At 41.2% G+C, this 26,040-nt stretch carries 19 protein-coding genes; 16 read left to right on the top strand and 3 right to left on the bottom strand.

The features are described from left to right. Positions 1–8 precede the first annotated feature (8 nt). The 13 genes from AC0IWT_RS05950 to AC0IWT_RS05890 all read left to right on the top strand — a co-directional run bounded on the left by AC0IWT_RS05950 (position 9) and on the right by AC0IWT_RS05890 (position 18,344). Positions 9–755: a GLPGLI family protein gene (locus AC0IWT_RS05950; RefSeq protein ID WP_471796408.1), complete on the top strand. Its 747-nt coding sequence runs from the start codon at positions 9–11 to the stop codon at positions 753–755. 4 nt (positions 756–759) lie between these two features. Then, positions 760–3,450: a hypothetical protein gene (locus AC0IWT_RS05945; RefSeq protein WP_471796407.1), complete on the top strand. Its 2,691-nt coding sequence runs from the start codon at positions 760–762 to the stop codon at positions 3,448–3,450. 150 nt (positions 3,451–3,600) lie between these two features. Then, complete coding sequence (locus AC0IWT_RS05940) at positions 3,601–3,816, top strand: helix-turn-helix domain-containing protein (protein WP_471796406.1); 216 nt, start codon at positions 3,601–3,603, stop codon at positions 3,814–3,816. A 1-nt stretch (position 3,817) separates the two neighbouring features. After that, entirely contained in the window at positions 3,818–4,150 is a 333-nt protein-coding gene (locus AC0IWT_RS05935) for a HipA N-terminal domain-containing protein (protein ID WP_471796405.1), read from the top strand. Further along, positions 4,143–5,099, top strand: coding sequence for a HipA domain-containing protein (locus AC0IWT_RS05930; protein WP_471796404.1), 957 nt, complete (start codon positions 4,143–4,145; stop codon positions 5,097–5,099). Before AC0IWT_RS05935 ends, AC0IWT_RS05930 begins: the two co-directional genes overlap by 8 nt. 254 nt (positions 5,100–5,353) lie before the next feature. Then, positions 5,354–6,145: a hypothetical protein gene (locus AC0IWT_RS05925; protein WP_471796403.1), complete on the top strand. Its 792-nt coding sequence runs from the start codon at positions 5,354–5,356 to the stop codon at positions 6,143–6,145. Positions 6,146–6,348: 203 nt separating this feature from the next. Continuing rightward, positions 6,349–8,070 (top strand): DUF6377 domain-containing protein, encoded by a 1,722-nt coding sequence (locus tag AC0IWT_RS05920; protein ID WP_471796402.1) that lies wholly within the window; start codon positions 6,349–6,351, stop codon positions 8,068–8,070. A gap of 391 nt (positions 8,071–8,461) precedes the next feature. Further along, positions 8,462–11,407: a SusC/RagA family TonB-linked outer membrane protein gene (locus AC0IWT_RS05915; protein WP_471796401.1), complete on the top strand. Its 2,946-nt coding sequence runs from the start codon at positions 8,462–8,464 to the stop codon at positions 11,405–11,407. 7 nt (positions 11,408–11,414) lie between these two features. Then, complete coding sequence (locus AC0IWT_RS05910; RefSeq protein WP_471796400.1) at positions 11,415–12,887, top strand: RagB/SusD family nutrient uptake outer membrane protein; 1,473 nt, start codon at positions 11,415–11,417, stop codon at positions 12,885–12,887. An 88-nt stretch (positions 12,888–12,975) separates the two neighbouring features. After that, positions 12,976–14,337 (top strand): alpha-amylase family glycosyl hydrolase, encoded by a 1,362-nt coding sequence (locus AC0IWT_RS05905; RefSeq protein WP_471796399.1) that lies wholly within the window; start codon positions 12,976–12,978, stop codon positions 14,335–14,337. Positions 14,338–14,367: 30 nt separating this feature from the next. Next, on the top strand, positions 14,368–16,203 hold the full coding sequence (locus AC0IWT_RS05900) for a glycoside hydrolase family 13 protein (protein WP_471796398.1): 1,836 nt from the start codon (positions 14,368–14,370) through the stop codon (positions 16,201–16,203). Between the two features lie 236 nt (positions 16,204–16,439). Further along, positions 16,440–17,078 carry a class I SAM-dependent methyltransferase gene (locus tag AC0IWT_RS05895; RefSeq protein ID WP_471796397.1) on the top strand — a complete coding sequence of 213 codons (639 nt, stop codon included), beginning with the start codon at positions 16,440–16,442 and terminating at the stop codon, positions 17,076–17,078. 75 nt (positions 17,079–17,153) lie between these two features. Then, positions 17,154–18,344, top strand: a complete 1,191-nt coding sequence (locus AC0IWT_RS05890) for a winged helix-turn-helix domain-containing protein (RefSeq protein ID WP_471796396.1) — start codon at positions 17,154–17,156, stop codon at positions 18,342–18,344. A 23-nt stretch (positions 18,345–18,367) separates the two neighbouring features. Here the strand turns inward: AC0IWT_RS05890 and AC0IWT_RS05885 are convergent, their stop codons facing one another. Then, positions 18,368–19,399, bottom strand: coding sequence for a basic secretory protein-like protein (locus tag AC0IWT_RS05885; protein ID WP_056872533.1), 1,032 nt, complete (start codon positions 19,397–19,399; stop codon positions 18,368–18,370). Positions 19,400–19,552: 153 nt separating this feature from the next. Here AC0IWT_RS05885 and AC0IWT_RS05880 point away from each other — a divergent pair, with 153 nt between their 5' ends. Next, entirely contained in the window at positions 19,553–19,699 is a 147-nt protein-coding gene (locus tag AC0IWT_RS05880) for a DUF2256 domain-containing protein (protein WP_471796395.1), read from the top strand. A 107-nt stretch (positions 19,700–19,806) separates the two neighbouring features. On the opposite strand, the gene AC0IWT_RS05875 is transcribed toward AC0IWT_RS05880, so the two are convergent. Beyond that, positions 19,807–21,390 (bottom strand): Na+/H+ antiporter, encoded by a 1,584-nt coding sequence (locus AC0IWT_RS05875; RefSeq protein WP_471796394.1) that lies wholly within the window; start codon positions 21,388–21,390, stop codon positions 19,807–19,809. A 272-nt stretch (positions 21,391–21,662) separates the two neighbouring features. On the opposite strand from AC0IWT_RS05875, the gene AC0IWT_RS05870 reads away from it, so the two are divergent. Next, a complete protein-coding gene (locus AC0IWT_RS05870) occupies positions 21,663–24,098 on the top strand; it encodes an alkaline phosphatase family protein (protein ID WP_471796393.1) in 2,436 nt (811 codons plus the stop codon). Between the two features lie 26 nt (positions 24,099–24,124). Further along, on the top strand, positions 24,125–24,967 hold the full coding sequence (locus AC0IWT_RS05865) for a metallophosphoesterase family protein (protein WP_471796392.1): 843 nt from the start codon (positions 24,125–24,127) through the stop codon (positions 24,965–24,967). Positions 24,968–24,971: 4 nt separating this feature from the next. Here the strand turns inward: AC0IWT_RS05865 and AC0IWT_RS05860 are convergent, their stop codons facing one another. Then, a complete protein-coding gene (locus AC0IWT_RS05860; RefSeq protein ID WP_471796391.1) occupies positions 24,972–25,835 on the bottom strand; it encodes a DUF808 domain-containing protein in 864 nt (287 codons plus the stop codon). Positions 25,836–26,040: the final 205 nt, after the last annotated feature.

Raw genomic sequence — 26,040 nt, 5'->3', positions numbered from 1 at the left:
CCTCTTCTATGAAATTTCATTATATATTATACTGCCTGATGCTTTTTCCATTAATTGGTAAGACACAGAACATTGAGGCAAATTACAAGGTTTCCCAAGATATTTTAGGCTCATCGCAACAGTTCACAAATAAGAAAGTCGCTACACTTGAGTCAAAGGGCCTGTTTTTCAAAAAGGGAAATCGATATATTTACTTCGAATACCCCAGTTATCTTTCGGATTACCCAAATGGACGCATTGAATTAAAGGAAAATTATAATGTTGCTATCTGCATGGACAGTGTCCAGCGGCTTTTCTACGTTAACATGGACAGCCTGGAGCGAGTTTACCGACCGCATATAACTGGTACGAACAAGGCCGATTTTAACTTTATACAAAGATTCGAGGGAGACTTTTATACTTGGGAATTTTTGGATGAGTATAAAGACATCAATGGATTAAAGTGCCAGAAGGCACAGCTTAAGATTAAGAACAATCTACAATGGATAGCCTGGTTCGCTCCAAGTATCCCTACACAGGCTGGTATAGCCAAGGTCATCGGCCTTCCGGGATTAGTGGTGAGTGCTGAGTTTGTGCCAATTCATACACGTTATGAGCTTACTTCTTACACCGTAGGTACTCAAATTCCCGAAGCAGTATTCCATCCAAAAGAATTCAGTCAGTCATTCAGCAGAATGCCGGATTTGAAAAAAGGAGCTGGTACAAATGGAGAAAAGAGTAAGATACAGAAACAAGCAGAATTAACCAATCAGTAAAGCGTTGAGGCTAATTTCCGTTTTCATATTATTTACAATTTACTTTTCCCCATCTTTTGCTCAGGAAACCAAAACCGTACTCAAGGGCGTTATATTGGATTCGGCACAGGTGGGGGTGGAGAATTCTACCATCAAGGTCACCAAATCTAAAGGGGCCCAAATACTTGCCTATTTTAATACAGGAAGTAAAAACAATTTTATAACTTCTTTGGCGGTTTCGCAGTTAGATACCATAAAAATAGAAGTTAGCCACATCGGCTATAACCCATTGACGATCAAAGGAATAGCCATGTCCTTGGGGAAAAACCCAGTTGAATTTGTGCTTAAGCGCCAAAATAATACCCTGGAAACGGTCAATATAACGGCTCCTATTAAATGGGTACGGGGCGATACGACGTTCCACAAGGTCGACGCTTACAGGGAGGGAGAGGAAAAAAAACTTAGGGACATTTTGCTAAAACTGCCCGATTTTTCACTGAGTAATGATGGCGAGATACTCTACAAGCAGCAATCCATCGACAAGCTCATGATTGACAATGAGGAACTGTTCTCAGACAAGGTAAACTTGCTTATCAACAACCTGCCCATACATATGCTCAATACTGTTCAGGCAATAGAAAATCAAAGTAGTAAAAAGCTACTGAAGGGTCTGAATGGCGAGAAAAAAGTATTTTTAAATCTGGAATTAAAAAAGGATGCAAGGTTGCGTACTGCTTTTGGAGATGGAGAGGTAGGAATTGGCGACAAAGGACGCTATAACCTTTCGCCGGTAATTTTCTCCATGTTTACTAAGACGAAAATCGGCTATATAGGAAACTATAATTCTATCGGTAACGGAATTGGATTCCAACAGGAACGTGAATTAAAAAACGACAGAGAAATCGGTGCTTCCGGATTGCTGGTGAATTCCAACAACCTCCATTTACTGAACAATTTTGAGAATAGATGGTATATTAAAAATAACCAGTGGGATTCTAGATTGCAGGTCAATGCCCCACTTTCAAAAAATGTTAAAAGCCAAACTGAACTAAACCATATCAGGGATTCTCAAAGGCAAAACACTTTCACTAATTCACAGATTTACAATGGCAAATATTATCAGCAATTGGCTGATACTGCTTCTAATTTGAGTAGCCCGAGAATATGGTCTATCCGCCAGACTTTTGACTTTAATATCGATACTACCAAACAACTCTCCATTTACGCCACAGCTTTCTTTAACGGCTCCCTTGGAAGCCGCAACTCTATATACCGGGGGTTCAGTATTGGCTCTCCATTGGAAAAATCAATCCGTAATGACTGGCATAGTTTGGACCTCATGGCCACTTATTCTGTTCGAAAAAATGCTAAGCAGGCAAACAGTTACTCCATTTTTGTCAATAGCCAACTGCTAGCCCAGGCAGCCAGAAACATTTCACAGGATATAGGACAGGTCTTTAATAGCCCAGGCGTCTACGATTCAATGGACCTGGGAATTCACACCAAATTTAAAACAATAGGCGGAAGCTGGTCATCATTTCGTAGAAGTGCTAGGGGAATCATTAATAAAATAGGACTATCTTCAAATCTAAGTGTAATAAATCTATCCAACTATACAGAGTTAAATGGGGATAAAAGCTTAAGTACAAAGCCAGATTCACTTAACAACGAGCTTAAATACCAACTATTCAATTTGAACCTTAATCTATCCAGAACGGTTAGGTTTTTGTTCAAAGAACCCATGCTGATAAAGGCAGAAATAGGGGTGGCTAGCGTATTAATCGAAGGTTCTTCCAGTGCGAAAAATAGGTTCAACTTAACAATAAATACATCTTTAACACAACAGTTTGAATTGTTTAAGTTTTTTTCATGTCGATTCAACGGGATTTATTCTCAAGCACCACCAAACATTAACCAACTATCTGACGCTTACTATCCGGCTTCCTCAACGTCTTTTTATCAAGCCCAGGGTATCGATAGAGGAAGAAAGTTACTCCGCCTTAACTATGTAATGTCATGGCAATGGCCAGGTGACCTCAGCCAAACATCGTTTCTGATTACCTCAGACCATTGGTTCAACAATGTGGTTTCCGATTATTCCTATAAGTATTTCTTGCAACTTGTTTCAAACAGGTTGGTTAACAAATCTACAAGTCAGTTCTCTGTTAACATAGACAATCAGGTGCCATCTTTGCTGATAAATGCACTGCTCAACTTCGGGATGACATACTCAAACTCTGGTGGACTACTGCGTTTTAATCAAGGGCTGTTAGCAACAGAATTTAGGGCAACGAATTTGTATGTTTCAATAAAGAAAAATTGGAACAGACGTTATTTTTTTAAGGCTCAAAGTTTTTTTTCAATCAATCATTACAACTTTCCGAGTGGTGTGACAGAAAATACAACGAACAGAATTTCCAATTTAAGGACTACTATTAACAATCGGTTTCTGTTTACTCCTCATTTCTATGTTATGCTTAGCACCAATCTATTCAATAATAATCTGTTTACTGCCCAGAAAGCTACAATCCTTTTAAGCGACCTGGAGCTTAATTATACGTTCGTCAAAAAACCACTTTCAACTTGCATGAGGGTTGAGAACATTACAAATGAAAGAGCGTTTAATATTTTCAGCAGCTCAATCATTGAACAGAACTTCACCTCCATACCGCTCATTGGCAGATGCTTTTATGCAAGTATTCGATACAATTTTTAGCGTTTCTAACATTACATTTGATTAGTTTATGTATTTCAACCAACTTCACTAAGTTATATCTTTTTGCATATAAATCGAATAATTGTATGTATTTATATCTTTTTGCATATAATTTTATATATTTGATAGAAATACGAGTAATTGCATATAATGAAACATCTTGCAGAATTCATTAAAGAGAAAAGAAAAGAAGAAAAGCTAACCCAAGAACAGTTTGCGGATAGGGCAGGTGTTGCCCTTACTGTAATACGCAAAATTGAGCAGGGAAAAGAGAATCTCAACCTATCTAGCATTAACCAAGTGCTAAAGATGTTCGGCTATATACTTGCGCCAATTGAAGAAACTATGCTTCAAAAAATGATGTAATATGAGAAAGGCAGAAATTTTTTATCGAGAAATACTGGCTGGTATCTTAATCGAGACAAACGATGGTGAATACACATTTGAATATGAGCCGGATTATGTCGCTAACTATCAAAACCAGTTTATTACTTTCTCTATGCCTGTAGTTAAAGGTAAATACAAAGAGAAGAGGCTATTCCCTTTTTTTGAAGGATTGATACCAGAAGGATGGCTTTTGGATATCGCTTCAAAAAACTGGAAAATTAATCACAATGACAGGATGGGATTACTTTTAGCCTGTTGCCGAAATTGTATAGGTGCTGTGAGTGTTAAACCAATAACTACAGCCGATGAATAAGAAGTGTTTATACTGTTATGCTCAGCTGCCTGAAGAAACGAATGGAGATTTCCATGAGTATTGCAGTTTAGATTTTTTTGGCACCAAACAGCAGCCCGACTTCTCTTATTCTTTAGCCCAGATGGATGAATTAGCAAAGAATATAATAGAAAGAAGTATTGCAGTTCCTGGAGTACAACCTAAACTGTCGTTAACGATGGTCAATTCTGCCTTAGATGATGGTACAAAGGGTCGGCTGACAGTTGTTGGTGCTTTAGGAGGTAATTATATCTTCAAACCACCATCTCAAATATTTACAGAAATGCCACAGAATGAACATTTAACCATGAGAATGGCAGAAGCTTTTGGAATGAAGACTGCAAAGTCCAGCTTAATTCGTTTAAAATCTGGAGAACTCTCTTACATCACTAAAAGATTTGACCGAACTGATTTAGGTGAAAAGAAACACATGATCGATATGTTTCAAATTTTGGAAGCTTTTGATAAATACAAAAGTTCGATGGAAAAGGTTGGTAAAGCTGTGGGACAATATTCTAATCGTTCGGCATTTGATAAACTTTACTATTTTGAATTAACTGTTTTCAGTTTTTTAACAGGCAATAATGATATGCACCTCAAAAATTTCTCTTTGTTATTAGATAATGAGAAGTGGAGCTTATCTCCAGCTTACGATTTATTAAATGTGGCAATTGTAAATCCTGAGGATAAGGAGGAATTGGCTTTAACATTAGAAGGCAAAAAGAAAAAACTAGGCTTGGAGCATTTCCAATATTTAGGAACGAAGCTTGATCTCAATAAAAAGCAAATGAGGAGTGTTTTTAAACGATTTGAAAAATTTAAACCGCTAGCGGATGAGTGGATACAACGTTCGTTTCTTTCTGACGAATATAAAGAAAAATACAAAATTTTGTTAGAAGAAAGATATCAAGTACTGTTTAATAATAAGTGATCTTCTTCGTTTTGTACCGAATTTTTACCTTAAGTGGTTTAACTATCTATTAATCAGTATTACTTTACTTTCGGTATCGGAAAATAAGCACCACATTCCCAACCATAGCGCTTACAACCGATACCCACGCCCATACAAACCTTTTCCTTGCTTTACCGTTTAATAAGCCTACCAACAATTTGAGTTATTTTTGGTTTTACCTTCAGGCATCTTTCAAAATGAACTTACAAGCTGCCTGGTAACCCATTCCCAGCATGAAAAAGACTGATAAACTGCTTCCTATCGCTAACGTAATCGCATTGATTATAACCATTGCGGTTAACTACATTGCCAATGCTGGTTTGCTCAATGGCAATAGCATGAAAACCATTTCTGATAGATATTTCAACTATTTTACGCCGGCAGGGTTTGCTTTTTCGATTTGGGGGGTTATTTATTTGGGTTTGCTGGGTTTCGTACTTTACACCTCCATAAATGTAAAGGACCATCCGTCGAAATCAGAAGTGGTTTCAAAAATAGGCTGGTGGTTTGTGGTTTCATGTTTGGCAAATGCCAGCTGGGTAGTTGCCTGGTTAACCGATAATATTGGTTTATCTGTTCTGATTATGCTGGTGTTACTTTTTTCTTTGGTGAAAATTATAATCAATACCAGAATGGAACTGGATGGCCATCCATTAAAAGCATATTTATTTGTTTACTGGCCATTTGCCATTTATAGCGGATGGATTACGGTGGCCCTGGTTGCAGATGTTTCTGCGTATCTTACTAAACTGGAATGGCAGGGTTGGGGTATCGGCAATGCTACCTGGGCCATTATTATGGTTGCGGTTGCCGGGTTGGTGAACATTCTTATAATCTATTTTCGTAACCTCCGGGAGTTTGCGGTGGTGGGCATATGGGCATTGTTTGCCATTTCCGTTTCTAACAAGGCTAACCCAGGTGGGGAAAATGTTGTATATGCCTGCTATGCCGTGATGCTCGTTGTGCTGTTGTTCATTATACAAAACGGTTTGAAAAGTAAAAGCCGGTCTGTTTCGAATATGTAAGTGCTTGAAACGCCCTGCTGCGGGATGTGCAACAATAGTCTATCACTTTGTAACATAAGTGACAAATTGAACTTTCAGATTCATTTTATATTATATTTGGTTTACCAGGTATAACGAACGTGATTTTGTATGGTCGGCATTGTGGTTTTAAATCATTCTGCCCAATACATCTGAGCGTCCTAATTTAATCATCTCCAACAATTATGAGACGCTTTTTAAGAAATGGGGGTTTAACTATCTGCATGCTGTTTATTTTAGCTTTCCAAACACTTTTCTGTGTTCGGGCTGAGGCGAGCACGCAGGTAGACAGTCTAAAAAAAGTGCTCGGTACCGTTCTTATTAACAAAGAAAATCTCGATAAGAAGAAATGGGCGAGTATAACGCTGCTTCAAAAGCAATTGAAAAATAATTTCAATTCCGTCGATTCACGTTACCAAAGCTATCTTAATTTATTTAATGCTTATAAATCTTTCATTCATGATTCGGCCTATGTTTACTGCAAAAAGGCGGGTGAATGCGCCTATCTTTTAAAAGATGATAACAAAATCAGTTACGCTAAAGTTAACCTCGGCTTTGTTTTGGTTTCGTCGGGCATGTTTAAAGAGGGTATTGATACTTTGCAAACCGTGCAAACCAGGTTTTTAAATGCGAGGCAAAAATTTGAGTACTATTTTTTAATGGCCAGGAGTAATTTCGACCTTGCCGATTACAATAAAATAGATTACTACAGCAAATTGTATACGCAGCGGGGCTTAACGTTCTGCGATTCCATTGTGGCGAGGTATCCAAAAGGCTCTTATGAATCCTTATCCGGAACCGGATTAAAACTGTTGCGGAGCAAACATTACCGGGCCGCCATCCAGCCATACGAACAATTGCTAAAGCAGAAATCGACCTTTCAGGATAGTGCCATAAATTATAGTTGCCTAAGCTATTTATATTTCAGCGTTAACCAACCCGAGCTCGGCTTAAGTTATCTGCTGAGATCATCGATAATTGATAATGTACATTCTACAAAAGAGTCGCTTGCGCTGGTAAACCTGGCGAAGTACCTATATCAAAAAGGAGAGATAAAGGAAGCTTTTACTTATATACACAGTGCAATTGAGGATAATAATTTTTACGGTGCAAAGCAGCGGAAGGTAGAAATAAGCAACATATTACCGATTATTGAACGCGAAAAGGTGAACGACATTGAAAAGCAGAAGCAGTCGTTGTTGATTTACGCATCCATAATTACTTCATTAATCGTCCTGACGATTTATTTTGCTTCTACAACTTTCAGGCAGTTGAAGAAATTACGGATAGCGGACCAGTTAATTGTAAATCAAAACGAGGATTTGAATAAAGCTAATGCTAAGCTGATGAAAATTAACACTTCGCTGGATGTGGCCAATCAGTCGCTAACCCTTACCAACCGAAAGCTTGACGAGGTAAATATGATTAAGGAAGAATATATCGGGCATTTTTTTAATGTAAACGCCGATTATATTGAAAAGCTAGACCGGCTTAAACGTTCGCTTGAGAAGATCGTTAATCATAAACAATATGATGAGTTGCAGGTTATTGTAAACCGTTTGAACACCAATTTTGAGCGGGAAAGCTTCTATCAGAGCTTTGATGAGGTTTTCCTGAATATTTTCCCCGATTTTATTGAGGAATTTAATAAACTATTTGATGAAGAACACAAAACACAAATTGTTCCCGGTCACTTGCTAAATAATGAGCTGAGGATATTTGCATTAATCCGATTGGGCATCGACGAAAATGAGACGATTGCCAAAATATTAAATTACTCCGTCAACACCATCTACACCTATAAAACTAAGGTTAAAAACCGTTCGCTCGTTGCTAATGATTGTTTCAAAAAGAAAATTATGAACATCAGGACAGTTAAAAATGAACTGCCTGCAACTTTCAGTTAAAGCAAGATTTAACCCGCCTAAAGAATGATTTTTCAACAGTTGAGATGAGCGAAATTTTAAGGTTAGCCACGCAAATTATGTGTGGCTTTTTTGTTGAAGTTTGACAGGGTGAAGTCTATCTAAAAAGGGCTTAAAAACCGCTTGAAAAGCTCGAATTTCAGGGCAGTTTTTTAGGAAATTGTAGGCTTAGGAAGCTAAAAATCTATATATTTTGGAGTCGGTCATTCTAATAACGAACTGTTAGTTAAGTATTTAGTTTGATGTTGATAACATTTTTTTCAATATCCGGCTTCTTCGCTATTGTGATTGATTTTAAAGTCTGTTTACTTTGATTTGCATTCTTCAGACCACCATTTGAAGCTGCGCTAACCAAATTTTAAGACTAATCATTATGAGAAAAAACTACTTTTTTTACTTTTTTAAGTATGGACTAACGGTGCTTTTTCTGCTGACGTTAAGCATTGCCCATGGGCAACAGGCTGCGTTTACAGGAAGGGTTGTTGATGAAGATAACGAGGCAGTTGCAGGTGCAACACTGCAGGTAAAAGGAACCAATCAAATGGTTGCTACTGATGCGAAAGGGGCTTTTCAAATTAGCAGCAGCCAGACAGCACTAACTGTTTCCATTCGTTTTATTGGATACGATGTAGCAGAACGGGTTTTGCTTGCAGGTAAACCGATGGTTATCCAGTTGCGACCAGACGCCAAATCGCTGGCAGATGTTGTGGTTGTTGGCTACGGAAGCACGAAAAAATCAGATTTAACCGGGGCTGTAGCCAGTATTAACAGTAAAGATTTTAACCAGGGGGCCATCACCAGTCCGCTGCAACAAATAGCCGGCAAGGCGGCAGGCGTGGTTATTACACAAACGGGTAGCGAGCCAGGAAGTGCGCCCAACATTAAAATCCGTGGAATAACGTCTATTCAGGGCAACAATAATCCACTCGTGGTAATAGATGGTGTTCAGGGCGATGTAAGTTTTCTAAACCAGATACCACCAACAGAAATCCAAAGTATAGAAGTGCTTAAAGATGCTTCTGCAACGGCCATTTATGGTTCGCGGGGTGCATCAGGTGTATTAATTGTAACCATGAAAAAGAGCCGTAGTGGCACTTCAATTGAGTACAATGCAAACTCCTCTGTAGATGTTGTAACCAGGCAGCTGAAAATGTTAACAGCTGCTGAGTGGAGCCAGCAGGCTGCTGCACGTGGCATTCCTGCTTCTTCAAATTTTGGCGCAGATACAGACTGGTTCGGACTATTAACCAGAACAGGAACTACCCAGAATCATACCCTAACACTTGGCGGGAGCAGCGACAACTTTAGCTACCGGGCTTCGTTGGGTATGGTGCTTCAAAACGGTATTGTTATTCATTCAGATAACCAACGGTTTATCGGCAGGATTGAAGCCACACAGAAAGCACTTGATAATAAGCTTTCTATAACGATGACCTTAAACGGAACGAATTCACAAAATAATGGTAGTCCGGGTTCAATTGGCAGGGCTGCTTTCACGTCTAACTTAATTTCCAATGCCTACATATCGCGGCCAACCGATCCGGTTTACAAAGCCGATGGTTCTTATTTTACTGATCCGAATTTGTTCCAGCCGCTGAATGTGCTCGCTGCGGCGAATACCATCATCAGCGAAAGCGAAACGAATAGATTGCTTGGTTCTATGCGCATAAACTACAAAATTATCAGTGGCCTTTCGGCTGAAGCCTTTGGAAGCTGGCAGAAAACGAACGGTACTTCGGGCAATTACACTCCGGCAGTTTCCACAGTAGCGGCGGCGATTGACCAGAAAGGTTACGCCAGCGTAAATAATAACAATTCAGACTATAAACTGATGGATTTCCAGCTAAATTATAGTAAGGATTTTGGCAGGCATCATATCGACGCCGCTGCGGTTTATGAATGGCAGGCGCAGATGGATTCGGGTAGTGGAAGTGCTGCCAGAGGCTTTGTGAATGACCTGGCTACCTATAATAACCTGGGCTTGGGCGATTTTTCAAAGGTTCAGGCCGGCGACTATTCTTCGTACCGGAATCAACGTAGAACAGTGTCTGTTTTAGGCCGGTTTAACTATTCATTCTTAGATCGCTATTTGCTTACCGCTAACTTTAGACGGGATGGAGCAACAGTTTTTGGTGCCAACCATAAGTGGGGTAATTTTCCATCTGCCTCATTGGCCTGGAAAATAGACGAGGAACCGTTTATGAAAAACCAGAAAATATTCAGCACTTTAAAATTGAGAGGTGGTTTCGGTATTACCGGTAACCAGCAACCTTTGAATGTATTGCAATCACTGCAAATTGTTCAGGGCTCGGGTACAGTTTATTTTGCGGGAAACGTACAAACCAATTTCAGAGTTACCCAGAATGCAAATGCCGACTTAGAGTGGGAGCGCAAGAAATCGACTAACATAGGTTTGGATTTTGGATTGTTTGACGGGCGTTTAAGCGGAAGCTTCGACATTTATAAAAATGTAACCGATAAATTATTATATGGCTATACCGTTCCTCAGCCACCGTTTCCAACAGGCTCTATTCAGGCAAATGTTGGCAGTATACAGGGCAGGGGTGTAGAAATGGCCCTAAACTACGAACTCATACGCAACTCATCCACAAGGTTAAGCCTTGGGGGTAACTTAACCCTGATGGATTCGAAGGTGTTAAATTTGAGCGGCTCCTTAAACGGCGTACCTCTTATTACGAACAATGTTGGCTATGGCGGGCAGAATGCTTACCTCGTAGTTGGACAGGCAATTGGTTCAATTTACATTCTGCAGCACCAGGGCGTGGGCACGAATGGTGCTGAAACGATTGTAGACCAGGATAAAAATGGCAGAATAGACGCCGGAGCAACCAGTCCGGACCGGATTTTTGCCGGCCAGACGCAACCGAAATATACCTTCGCTTTTACTCCTAGCTTTAGTTATAAGAACTTTGATGCATCGATTCTGGTGCGTGGATCTGGCGGTAATAAGCTGTTTAATTCTTTGAGATCTAACCTGAGTTTTCTGGAAAACCTGGGTAAGTCGAACCTACTGGCAAGTGCGATAGATGATAATATCTTCACCTCTGCATATCCTCTGGCATCGGATTACTGGCTGGAAGATGGCAAGTTTATCCGGTTGGAAAATGTGAACCTTGGCTACAGAATTCCTACTTCAAAATCGAAGCACATCAGTGCAGTTCGTTTTTCACTAACCGGTCAGAATTTGTGGCTTATTACCAAATATTCAGGAATCGACCCTGAAGAAACAGGCGGCGACAATGGAATTTATCCAAGGGTACGCAACATTGCACTGGGCCTTAACATCATTTTAAAATAGATTCATCATGAAAAAACTAACGATAATAACCATTATAGCGGCGGCAATAATTGCACAGAGTTGTACCAAGGTAAACGAAAATGTTTACGATAAATACACCGCCGACCAGTTCTTTGCAGATCCAAAAGGGCCGGATATTGCCCTTGCAAGTGTATACGCCCGTATGCCGCAGTTTGGTGGTGGCGATAATGGCTACTATGACACAAATAATATGTGTACCGATGAGCAGGTTGTGCCGCATCGTGTAAGCGGAGACTGGGGGCCGGAAAATGCCTACCTATATACAAGGGCATGGACGCCGGCACTCGGGCAAATCAATACCACCTGGAATGCCTGTTACAATTCCATTTATCTGGCAAACCTCGCTGTAGAACAGTTGGAAAAGGCAAATGCGCCGGCTGCAAAACTGGCAGAAGTAAAGGTGTTGAGGGCCTGGTTTTATTATTTGCTGATAGATGATTTTGGCGATGTGCCTTTTTATACCGACAATAACATTACAACGGCTCAATTGAAAACACAGACCAGGACGCAAATTTTTAATTGGATTGTAGGCGAGCTAACTGCAAATGCCGACCTTTTGCCAGAAACAAAAGGTGGCGTGTTCTACGGAAGGTTTAACAAATGGGCAGCTTACACCTTTTTGTCCAAAATGTACCTGAATGCCGGTGTTTATACCGGAACAACGAAATGGGCGGAGTGCCTTGCAGCCTGTACAAAAGTTGCATCTGGCGGCTACACCTTACACCCGGGTACTGCAAGTACTTCGAGTCCGCTTGGTAACCGCTACTTTGAACTCTTTGGCGATGTTTGTCCGGATGATGAAACCATTCTGGCCATTTGGTTAAAACGTAACGTTATTGGAAACAATGTGCTTGCATTAAGAAGTGTAAACGGCCTTAACGGGATAGCAATGTTTGGTTTCGCGGGGTGGAATGGCACCATTGTACCCGAAGAAACGTACAACAAATACGCCAGCGATGACATCAGAAGGAAACAGTTTTTAATTGGCCCTCAACCCGGTGGCGTAACTTATACACCGAAAGTTACTTCATTGATAAATCCTGGCGCAGGCATTACAGAAGGCGTTCGTGGCGTTAAATTTTATCCGGTGGCACCTAACGATGGCAGCGGAAGTTCGAATGATTTTCCAATTTACAGGTATGCGGATGTGTTGTTGATGATTGCAGAATGTAACGTACGCTTAGGCAACGCTGCGGCTGCAAAGCCATTTATCGATCAGGTTAGGGTGCGGGCAGGATTAAGTCCTTTGGCTGCAAATCCAACACTTGATAACATTTACGATGAGCGTGGCTTTGAGTTAAACTGGGAAGGACATCGCCGCCAGGATATGATTCGTTTTGGTACTTTTACGCTTGGCCATGGCCTTGTACCTGCGGTAGATAGCCACTGGCAGCTTTTCCCGATTCCAACAGCGGCCATGAATGCAAATCCTAATTTAAAACAAAATCCTGGGTACTAGCCATCGGGTGCCATCAGGAGGATTAATAAAAAACCTCCTGATGGTACGATGTGTTAAGTTGCCGATATATTAAATTTTAATTTTTAACATGAGAAAAAATCTCCAAAGTGTTTTCATTGCTGCAATTTGCTGGCTGATACAAGTTTCTGCCAGTTTTGCGCAGAACAATTCACCATATCCGCCACAATATGGCAAGCCTTTTAATGGTGTGCCCGACAGGCGAGACGTTACGCTTTACCAGGTGAACACCCGTTCCTTTAGTAAAGAAGGTAATTTCGCGGGTGTAACTGCCCGACTTGATTCTATCAAGGCCCTTGGTGTGAATGTAATTTACCTAATGCCGATTTATCCGGTAGGTGTATTAAAGGGCGCTAACTCGCCCTATGCAACCCGCGATTATGATTCGGTTGGTAAAGAGTTTGGCACGCTTGAAGATTTAAGAACACTTGTAGATGGCGCCCATAAACGGAAGATTTCGGTCATGTTGGATATTGTTGCCAACCATACCTCCTGGGATCATCCATGGATGGCCAACAAAGATTATTACGTTAAGGATAGCCTTGGAAATATTAAATACCCTGAAACCTGGAAAGATGTTGCTCAGCTTAATTTCAAAAACGACGCAGTGAGGCAATCCCTTATCCATTCGATGAAATCTTGGGTTTATAAAGCTAATATCGATGGTTTCCGCTGTGATTATGCTGATGGTCCGCCACTCGATTTTTGGAAACAGGTTAATGATAGTTTGAAAACGATTAAAACGCACAAGCTCTTAATGCTCGCCGAAGGCAGCAGCCCAAAATACCTGAGCGTGGGTTTTGATTATTTCTTTGGCTTCAATTACTTTGGAAATCTAAAAAGCATTTACAACAGAAACAAATCGGTAAAATCAATCGATGCTTTAAACGAGCGTGATTTTAAAGATGCCGAGGAAGGGCAGGCCGTGGTTCGTTACCTAACCAATCATGATGTAAATGGTTCTGACGGGACACCACTTGAACTTTTTGGCGGTAAAAGCGGTTCAATGGCGGCGTTTGTAGTTGTCGCCTATATGAAGGGCATCCCCATGGTTTACAACGGGCAGGAAATAGGCACACCCTATCGCCTTACCTTTCCGTTTACCGGCCGCAGAATAGATTGGGCGCTGGGCGATGCAAACCAGGAAGTAACCGCAGAATACAAAAAGGTAATTGCTTTCCGCAATAAAAGTAATGCCATTAGAAGGGGCGAACTGGCCTCATACAGCAGTGATGACGTTTGTGCTTTTACCAAATCCCTTGGGAAAGAGCAAGTGCTCGTTTTATCTAACTTGAGGAACAAAGAGGTGGACTTCACTTTGCCTGCAACTATTGCGGGTAAGCAATGGAAGAATGCTTTTGACGGGACTAAAGTTAGCTTAAATGCTGCGCTTAAGATGCAACCATATCAATACCTGGTTTTGACAAAATAATAAGTTTTAAAAATTAAAAATCCACTAGCGATGTATAGAAAAATATTTAATATGCTGTTGTTCCTGATTTTTCTGAATGCGGCAAGTGCTTTCGCGAAGATTGCAATAAGCAGGGTAGAACCCGCCAACTGGTGGACCGGCATGAAGAAATCAGAGTTCCAGATTCTAATTTACGGGCCGGGCATTGCGAATGCGAAAGTAAGCATTAACTATCCTGGGGTCACTTTAAAATCAGCGGCCAAGGTAGAAAACCCTAACTATGTATTTTTGTACGTTAACGTAGCCAAAACTGCAAAAGCCGGAAATGTTCCCATCACTTTTACTTTAGGCGCCGAGCAGTTCGTTTACAAGTATCCAATAAAAAGCCGTACGGATAAATCGGGTGCTTCGGGCTTTAACGCTGCCGATGTACTGTACCTGATTACGCCGGATCGCTTTGCAAATGGAAACACTGCGAATGACAACTGGGATAGTGTTTCGGTGAATAGAAATAGCCCGAATGCCCGTCATGGTGGTGATTACGCAGGGGTTAGCCAGAAATTAGATTACATGAAAGACCTCGGTATTACAACCGTTTGGCTTAATCCTATACAGGAAAACAAAATGCGGGGCGGCTCTTACCACGGTTACGCCATAACCGATTTTTATAATTCTGATCCACGCTTCGGTACGAATGAAGAGTTTAAAGAACTGACAAAAACGACGCACCAGAAAGGGATGAAAATGGTGATGGACATGGTGCTAAACCATTGCGGTAGCTCGCACTGGTGGATGAAGGATTTGCCCGCCAAAAACTGGATCAACAATGATGGTGTTTTCCTGCAAACCAACCATGCTACGGTTTCCGTTATGGACATACATGCATCACCTACCGAAAGAAACACTTTTTTGAATGGCTGGTTTACAAGAGGCATGCCGGATCTCAATCAAAGAAATCCTCATCTTGCAACTTATTTAATCCAAAACAGCATCTGGTGGATTGAATATGCCAGAATCGACGGCATAAGACAAGATACTTATTCATACATGGATTTTGATTTTCTGGCCAGGTGGAACAAGGAAGTTTATGATGAATACCCAAATTTCAATATTGTCGGCGAAACCTGGTATAACAAAGCCACATCGCCAGCGTGGTGGCAGGCAAAGTCGGCCTTGAATAAGAAAAATCCATATCTGAAAACACCAATGGATTTTTCGCTCACCTTTGCCATGCAAAAAGCATTTGATGGCCAGACAGATAACGGATATCTGAATGATATTTTTGAAGATATAGCTCAGGATTTTATTTATGCCGACCCATACAACATGCTTACTTTCCTGGATAACCACGATTTAAGCCGGTTTAGCAGAAAGGAGGATACTGATCTTAAACGATACAAGCAGGGATTGGCTTTGCTTTTAACCACCCGTGGCATTCCGCAGATATATTATGGCACAGAAGTATTAATGGCTGGTACAAAAGAAGATGGGGATGGCCGCTTAAGGGTAGATTTTCCGGGCGGTTGGCCGGGAGATAAGAAAGATGAATTTACAAAAGCGGGGCGTAGCGAATTGCAGAATGAGGCATGGGATTATTTGCAAAAACTGCTTCAGTGGCGCAAAACGAGTATTCCGGTAACGCAGGGAACAATGATGCACTATGCACCCCGGAATGGTATCTATGTTTACGGAAGAATGAAGGCTGGAAAAGTGGTTTTGGTGATGTTGAACAGCGGCCTTAAAGAACAGGATGTGACCATGGAACGCTTCACCGACCTCACTAAGGGATTTACAGGCGGAAAAGATGTGCTCACAGGAAAGACATTTGCATTCGATTCAAAAATCTCGATACCTGCAAAAGGCGAATACATTCTTGAGTTAAAGTAAGTAAAAAGGAAATAATATTTAGCAACATTTATCTTGGTGTTTCGAAGCCACCCGTATTTTTGGTTAAACAACAAGGGCAAAGCCGGATGGCATGCCCTTGCCATCTTTCCAGCTCATCGTGAAGAAATATAGAGCTTTTTCTGTACGATGATGAAAATAACTCTGTAGAATTTAAAGAGATTTGTTTCTAAAGCCAAAGTATTTTCGATGCTTTCATTCTTTATATTTGCACTTAAATGAGCACCAGTTATAATCTTCAGGATGCCTTCGGGAACATCGATATTTATCTTTTTGACCAGTTGCTAAAGGGAACTTACGCAAATTCTAAAACCGTTTTAGATGCAGGCTGCGGAACGGGGCGAAATCTTCTGTATTTTTTAAAAAACGGCTTCGATGTTTATGGTGTGGATCAGAATCCTGAAGCCATTGCAGAAATGAAACATGTTGCAAAACAATATGTTGCAAAAGGTCTGGATGCAAATTTTCTGGTTTCACCTGTAGAAGATCTGCCTTTTGAAAACCATAAGTTTGATTTGGTAATCAGCAGTGCAGTGCTACACTTTGCCGAAAGTCGGGCGCATTTTGATGCGATGTTGAATGAAATCTGGCGGGTATTAAAGCCTGGCGGATATTTATTTTGCAGGCTGGCTTCCAATATCGGCATCGAATCTGCCGTTATAGCAACCGGAAATGGCCGTTACCTTTTGCCCGATGATTCAGAACGTTTTCTTGTTAACCAGGAGATGTTACTTGAATTGACCAGCAAGCTTGGCGCCGAATTGACTGAGCCCATTAAAACGACAAATGTGCAAAACCTGCGTTGCATGACAACCTGGTGCCTTCGCAAGCAACCAGGTGTAAAGCTTGGCTTTTAAGAACCGCTGGCGATAATCGCCAGATTTCTTTCTTTCAGCCGATTAACTATCAGCGAACAAATTTCTTAATTTAGTATGATGCAAACTATCATCCTAACGAAATCTGAAGCAAGAAAAATTATCATAAATGCTGCAGGTTTGGCCGGCAAGGCGCAATTCGGCTACGGAATTGACGCAGCTTACCGTTTTATCGAACATCTGGGCTATTTGCAGCTGGATACAAATTATGTTGTAGAGCGTGCACACCACCACGCACTGTTTGCCAGGGTTCCGGATTATGAAACGAGCTGGCTTGCCGAACTTTGCGACGATGGAAAGGTGTTTGAATATTTTAGTTCGGAATCTGGCTACTTACCAATGAATGATTATAGATTTTCTTTACCAGTTAAGGAGGCTTTTAAAGCAAAGGCAATCGACTTGAGTAAGCCCGAAAGCCAGCTTATGCAACAAATTACCGATCGGGTGGAACGGGACGGGGCGGTAAAAGTAAGTGATTTTGATGATGACCGCGTTGAAGCAAGTACGGGCTGGTGGGATTGGCGGCCTACAAAAGTTGCGCTGGAAAGGCTCTATTTCCAGGGCGTTTTAATGATTAGCCGCGATAATAAGTTTCATAAACGCTATGATGTGCCTCTAAATCTGGTTCCTCAGGAAATTGATATGGAAATGCCTGCTCCGGAAGAATTTGCCCGCTACATCATTAAAAGAACACTAGGCGCTTTGGGAATATGTTCTGTAAAAGAAATGAACTGGCGGGCGAGAAGGGTAAAAGGAAATCTGGTGAAAACTGAACTGGCAAAGATGTTCGAGCAAGGTGAGGTTCTTCCCGTTCAGGTAAATGGTGTGAAAGGACCGCTATTTATGTTGGCCGGGACAAATACTAATGTGCAATTAGCAGACGATGTTTTTATTCTTTCGCCTTTTGACGTGCTAAATGTTTTTCGACACCGCTTGAATGATTTTTTCGAATTTGATTACCAGGTGGAGTGTTTCGTGCCTGCGCCCAAAAGGCTTTATGGCTATTTCTGTCTGCCAATACTCGCCGGCGAAAGGTTCATTGCTCGTATGGACGCAAAAGCCGACCGAAAGAAAAATATTTTATTCGTGCACAACCTTCATTTTGAAGCTGTTATTTTGGATGATCAGTTTATCGATAAGTTTGCAGACGCACTCAAGGCATTCGTGCAGTTTAATCAATGTCACGACATTAGCTTTGCGAAAACGAATAACCTAAAATATCTTGAGGCCATTAAAAGGCATTTTTAACGGCCTCAAGATGTTGTTTCAGATTATATTCTTTCCTTACCACTATATTTAAGGTTCAGCTCAGGGTTTTTGGCGTAATCGCTCCAAAGCTCATCTATTGTTTTGCCCGAAAGTTTTACCCAGGTATCAGCAGTGTAGGTATGGTTTCTTAATTCCTTGTCGATTTGAATAATCATACCCGGCTTAACTTTTTGGTCTATCCATTCAAAAAAGCGTGCAGTTACGCGGTAGCTGTTTTCGTATTTCTTTTCGTTATGTTTTTCTGTTAGTGCAGGCAAAGCCCATTTCGAGCCAACATTGTCAACACCGTATTTATAGCGGATAAAATCTGCAATACCCTCGGTTAGCCATACCGGGCCAGAGCCATAACCGTAACCCTGAACAAGATGCATGCCCTCGTGAGTTACGATGTCGATGTCGGTTGGATGCGCATTCATATATGTTGTGCTAAACAGAATTCGGTTTCCACTCGCTTCTGCCACACCTTTGTAGGCGGTATCAGTTACGAAAACAACATCATGCGTTGTTTTATCATTGAAAGTGCTCACCAGCACAGGAAAAACTTTAAAGTAAGTTTCAATCAGTTCCTGTTTAATTTTCGGGTTGAAAGCAGAATTTTTATTAATGAAAACCAGTTGATAGCCATCTTTCTTTATGGTATCAACAGACGACCAGTTTTGATGCAGGGCATCTTGCAGGTTCATTTGGAAATTGGCGAGGTTTTTCTTCTTTTTTATCCATTTACTGTTGGCAACAATTTCTCCGGGAACGGCCTTCAATGTAAAATTGTTTGCTGTATCAATTACCCGCATGGTTACTTCTCGTTTTGTGCGGTAGCCATCTGCTGTTGCGAAGGCGGGATAGGTTGCTTTAAAAGCTGCGTTGATTTTAGCCGAATCTATCGCTACTTTAGTATTGTTCACGATAGTTAGCGTATACGGGCGGGGTTCGTTGCGCCTGCGTTGCGGTGTCTGGGTTGCGGGTGTAGTGGTTTGTGCTAAAGTTGTTGCGGTTAGGGCTACAAAAAATGCGAAAGATGAAACAGATTTAAACATAGGGTTAAAAATTTTTGCTAAAATAAGCGATGCAGCCTTACTGCGCTGTAAAATTCAGGCTACAAATCCTGGTTAATTTGCAACGATTTTGCTATATATAAAGCCTGCAAAAAGGTAGAATTATACCTCGGCAATTTTTAATAACTTCGGTTGATGAAAATGATTAAAAAAGCTAATCTTCCGTCGAAAGTTTGCCCAGCTTGTCAGCGTCCGTTTTTATGGCGAAAAAAGTGGGCCCAAAACTGGGATGAAGTGTTGTATTGCAGCGAACGCTGTAGAAATGAAAAAAATAAAAAATAAGGAAAACAATTACAGATTTCCACGGTTGTTACTAGACATTTACCTGATAAATATTTAAGAAACACCTTGCAACACGCAAGGTGTTTCTTTTTGCGCTGTAACTTGCGCTAAATGATTTTCAATCTTTCTTCCTCTAAATCTATTTGGTAGAATTGCTGACGAATGATTTCTTCATCAATGGAAGAGTCTTTATTGAGCTGTGTGAGGTACTTCCGCTGACTTTCCAGAAGTTCGATAAAAACCATTTTTGTTTGCTCATTCATCCAGCTGTCATCGCTGGCTTTCGCCCGGTCTTCCCATTGTTTTAATATTTTTTCGATGCCAGCATCACCCTGTAATCCATTATCATATTTCTTTTTCAGCACTTCGTAAACATGTTGCTTCAGGCCTTGCTTCATTTTGTTTCGCGATGTTAGTTCGGATTCTTCACTGAGAAGGCCATCGAAAAAGTGCGTTCGGCTAATTAAGTAGGGAAGTGTAAGGCCCTGAATTAATAAGGTGAGTAAAATAACCATAAAGGTGATGAAGAGAATTAAATTTCTATGCGGAAATTCTACGCCACTTTTTAAGGTTACCGGAATGGACAGTGCTGCGGCAAGGGAAACTACACCCCGCATGCCGGTCCATCCAAGTAAAAGCGGCATCATCCAACGCCTTCGTTTTGACGAGGCATGCGGCATTACGCCTGGCCTGAAAATCGTTGTAGCGATTAGCGCTGCGTAAGAACTTATCATCCTTGCTGCAATTAAAATCCCAGTGACCAAAAAACCATATTCTATGGCCAGGCGCAAAGGAATTCCCTCGGCTTTTATGCCTGCAACAATTTCAGGGAGTTCTAATCCGATAATGAGAAACACGATTCCGTTTAAAATGAAAACAAAGCTTTCCCAAACACTGTAACCGCGAATCCGGCTGGCGCTGTTTAAAAAAATCATTCGCCTGGCCGACATAAACAGCCCGCCACAAACTACAGCCATAACGCCCGAGCTGTGCAGCTGTTCGGCTACCCAGTACAGAATATAGGGTTCGATAAGTGTAAATACGATATCTGACGGGGCATCTGTAGGCAATCGCTTATGCGCCTGAACGAAGAACCATGCAAGAGCAAGACCGATTCCGGCGCCGCCGGCCACCATCCATATAAAACTCGTTGCAGCCTCCTGCCATATAAACTGCCCGGTTCCAACCGCAACTAATGCAAAGCGAAAAATAATCAATGAGGATGCATCATTCAACAAACTTTCGCCTTCCAAAATGGCCGAAGTAGAGTTGGGAATTTTCACAAATTTCATAATGGCGCCTGTGCTCACCGCATCAGGTGGTGAAACAATTCCACCCAATAAAAACCCGATGGCAATGCTAAAACCCGGAATGAAGTGATTTGTTACCAGCGCAACGGAAAGGGCTGTGAAGAAAACGACAAGAAATGCAAAACTGCCAATAATGCGCCACCATTTTTTCATTTCTTTGAAGGAGATTGACCATGATGCCTCAAACAGAAGGGGTGGCAAAAAAATAAAGAATATGAGGTCGGGGTCTATTTTAACAACTGGCAAGCCCGGTACAAAGCTAACTAATAAGCCCGCTACAACCAGTAGTATCGGATAAGCTACCCGGAGCTTCGTTGCCCACATATTTAAAAGAACAATGGCCGCTATCATGGCCAAAAAAAACGGTAACAGTGTATGCATGGTCGAAGCGAAGAAATGTTTTGCCGTTTAACTTACAAATTTTTTGCGCTAAGTACCAAATCTGTTAGCTGTAACGGTTAACCCTGGCAGAGAAACCAAACAAGTTGATGACCGAACGATAAGAAATATCGTTGCGAAATTGTTGGGCATTTTAGTAAATTCAATTAAAAAATGGTTTGTAATATTTGTGTTTTCATTTTCCGGTTAACATAAACTTAACATCATCTGCTTACTTTTGATGGCGCTCTATCATTAAATAAAATCATTCAATAATGAAATATCTTTTCATTTTATTTACAGCCTTTTGCGTCAACAGCGCTGTGGCGCAGCAACCCGGAAAAATTCAGGGTGGTAAACAAATTTTGTTGCCTAACGGATGGAAACTTAGTCCGGCAGGGCATTCAATTCAGCTTGGCGATTTGCCTTTGAACATGCAGGTAAGTGCTTCCGGAAAGTTCGCGGCAATTACGAACAATGGGCAAAGCACCCAGTCGGTTCAGCTTATTGATACAAAAACGGAACAGATTCTTGATGAAAAAATACTAAAGAAATCTTGGTACGGATTAGCATTCAGCAGGGATGAGAAGCATCTTTATGTGTCTGGTGGAAATGATAATATTATTTTGGATTTTGGTATCAACGCCAACAAGCTTGCAAAGATCGATACCATTAAACTGGGCGAGGTGTGGCCAAAAGGAAAAATCAGTCCGGCGGGTATTGCAGTGAATAAAGATAACAGCAGGCTTTTTACGGTAACAAAAGAAGACAGCAGCTTGTATATTATAAATCCGGGTGAGAAAAAAATTCTGAAAAAGATTCAGTTGCCTGCTATTGCCTACAGTTGCATCCTCTCGCCTGATGAAAGCTCTCTTTACGTTTCGCTTTGGGGCGGCCGGGCGGTTGCTATTGTAAACCTCGCAGCCGAAAAAATTGCCAGCCTAATAGCCGTTGGCGACCATCCGAACGAACTTTTGCTAAACAAAAAGGGAAATTACCTCTTTGTGGCGAATGCAAATGATAACACCGTGTCTGTCATCAACACGTTAAACAATAAGGTAGTTGAAACCATTGCAACAACATTATATGCCACGCAGCTAACCGGTTCTACCACCAACGGACTTGCATTAAGCGCCAATGAAAAAACACTTTACATTGCCAATGCAGATAACAATTGCCTGGCCGTTTTTGATGTGAGCAAACCTGGAACGAGTCAGAGTCAGGGTTTTATCCCGGTAGGCTGGTATCCTACAAGCGTTAAAGTTGTAGGTTCAAAAATTATGGTTAGCAATGGAAAGGGGAACACCTCTATGGCAAACCCGCAGGGACCACAACCCATTTCAAAAGCAGATAATAGTGGCTACCAGATGGGTAGCACCGCAAACAATAAGTTACAATATATAGCAGGCTTGTTTAAGGGAACATTATCTTTTATTGATGTGCCAAAGGTAGAGCAGCTGAAAGCATATACCACTCAGGTTTATGCCAATACGCCCTTTACGGATAAGAGAACCTTAATTGCCGATGGCGAGGAGGGAAACCCGATACCCCGCAGGCAAGGAGAGCAATCGCCGATTAAGCATGTATTTTACATCATTAAAGAAAACCGGACTTACGACCAGGTGCTTGGAGATATGCCTCAGGGAAATGGCGATTCGAGCTTAACACTTTTCGGGAGAAAGATTACGCCTAATCAGCATGCTTTTGCCGAAAATTACGTGTTGCTCGACAATTTTTATGTTGATGCTGAAGTAAGTGCTGATGGACACAACTGGAGTATGGCGGCTTACGCAACTGATGTGGTTGAAAAAACGTGGCCAACAAGTTATGGCGCCCGCGGAGGGACCACCAATTATGAAGGCGGCCGCCCGGTAACCTATCCAAAAGGCGGTTTTATCTGGGATTATTGCCAGCGGGCCGGTATATCTTACCGCAGTTATGGGGAATTTGGCGATTATGGAAAAGCAAATATAAAATCGCTTCAGGGGCACATGTGTGCAAGCTCGCCAGGCTTCGATATGGATATTACCGACCAGGTACGTGCCGATGCCTGGATAAAAGATTTCGACTCTTTATTAGTAAACAAATCAGTTCCGCAATTTAGTACTTTAAGGGTATCAAATGACCATACCAGCGGACAGAAAAAGGGCAAAGTATCGCCTCAATCTGCTGTTGCTGATAATGACCTGGCCGTAGGCAGGATATTAGACCGGTTATCGCACAGCGAAGTATGGAAAGAGTCTGTTGTTTTTATCCTTGAAGATGATGCTCAAAACGGCCCCGACCACGTTGATGCACACCGTTCGCCCGCCTATGTTGTTGGGCCTTATGTGAAAAAGAAAACGGCAGTTCATACCATGTATTCAACTTCGGGTTTTCTAAGAACGATGGAACTCATCCTTGGTTTGCCGCCAATGAGCCAGTATGACGCAGCAGCGGTGCCATTGTTTGAATGCTTTACCAATAAGCCAGACTTTACACCCTACAACGTGATAACACCTTTAATCAACCTTGATAATAGAAATGTAGCGGTTAATGAAAGCAGCAAGCGGTCGGAACTTTTCAATTTCGCAAAAGAAGACTCCGCTCCGGATTTGGATTTAAATGAAGTAATCTGGAAATCTGTAAAAGGTGAGAACGCTGTTATGCCTGCGCCGAAAAGGAGCGCTTTTGTTATCCTGGAGAAAAAGAAAAAAGATGATGATGATTAGTATTGTTTCAACTTAAAAGCACAACCATGTCGGGTAGAAGATTTTTTATAAAGAGTAGTTTGGCCTCAGTTGTTATGGCTGGGCTGGCTCCGGTTATTTCAGCGGCAAGCGAAACGCAGCAAAACACAGAATATCCTGAAAAGAAGGCCAGATTAAGGTTTGCAATTGCATCAGACGGACACTATGGACAACCCGGAACTGACTTTAAAAATGACCATGAAAATATTGTGCGCTGGTTAAATGAAGCGCATAAACAAACGCCACTAGATTTCGTAATTATAAACGGAGACCTCGTACACGACCGCCCTGAACTTTTATCGGAAGTGAAAAAGAATTACTACGACCGGCTAAAAGTTCCATTTTATGCAATTCCGGGTAATCACGACCATGCCGATGCGACAATCTGGAAGTCTGTATTCGGCTACGAAGACAATTTTTCGTTTGAAAAGAACGGAACTGGTTTTGTGCTGGCAAATACTTCTGATACGAAAGGCACATATATTTGCCCGGATAACAAATTTTTGAACCAGGAATTTGAAAAGTTTAAAACACTCGAAACTGTTTTCGTAATCTTACATATTCCGCCGCATTTTTGGGTGCCAGAAAGTCCGTTTGTAGAATGTCCGGATACGATTAGTCTCTTGCATCAGTATCCAAATATTAAGGCTGTGTTTCATGGTCACGACCACAGTTTGGATAGCGTTTTTTATACAAACAAACTTCCGCATTTCTTTGATTCGCACATTGGAGGCAATTGGGGAACGGCATACAAAGGTTACCGGATTGTAGAAGTTTCTGATGAAAATAAGGTAAGTACCTATCAGGTTAATGCCAGTCAGAGTCCTATACTAAACGAAGTGAAATTGTAAATAATTACTTTTTAAAAAGCTTGAATATCTTTTTCGCGATTGTAAAAAGGAGCAAGGCAATAAAACCACCGATTAAGCCAAATAAAAATTCTTTAACCATTGATGGCAGAGCAGGCCATAAATGGTGAAGGTAATCAATGTTGTGTACGAAAATGCCACCCGCAACCAGTATGAGTGCAATGGTGCCAACAACGGCTAAAATTCTGATTAGAATTGGCAAAGCTTTAACCAGCAAATTGCCCACTGCATTTAAAAACCCTTTATTTTGTGAGCGTTTGATAAGCTTGTAGCCGGTATCGTCCATTCTAACGATAATGGCAACAATTCCGTAAACACCAATGGTTGCCAGTAATGCCACAATGGAAACCGTAACAATTTGCAAGGTAAGATTTTCAGTAAGCACCGTGCCCAATGCAATGATTACGATTTCTACGGAGAGGATAAAATCTGTGGTAACGGCCGATTTGACTTTCGCTTTTTCAGCATCTTTGTCGTCCTTAATAACTTCAGTGGACTGCGGCGCAGCCTCTGAGCGGTGAAAGAGGTATTCGAAAATTTTTTCTGCGCCTTCGTAAGCGAGGTAAAAACCACCGATTAGCAGTATAAATTTAATGGCAACAGGAAAAAAAGCATTGAGCAGCAATGCAATGGGAACGATGATAAGTTTGTTTACAAATGAGCCTTTTGTTATTGCCCAAAGTACAGGAAGTTCCCTTGAGGATAGAAAACCTGTCGCTTTTTCTGCATTTACAGCCAAATCATCGCCGAGTATTCCGGCTGTTTTTTTTGTGGCAATTTTAGCGGTTACCGCTACATCGTCCATCAAAGCTGCTATATCATCCAAAATTGCAAAAAAACCTGAAGCCATTTCCTTATCCGTTAAGAGCGCAAATTATGAAATGAAATTCAATTGAATCTAGTCAGGCGATAATTTTTTTCTCTCTTTAAATTTTTTTTCTGATTTCGAAAGATGCTTTAATTTGCAAGTAAAGCGATGTTTATTTGCTTTGAAGTAATGGTTCTTGTCTTTTAATATGTTTTACTTATCTTAGTTTTTAAGAAAATTCTGTTTG

This window comes from Pedobacter sp. AC464 (genome assembly GCF_979253075.1).
The sequence above is the reverse complement of the archived record's forward strand: the minus strand, read 5'-3'. Positions and strand labels throughout refer to the sequence as shown.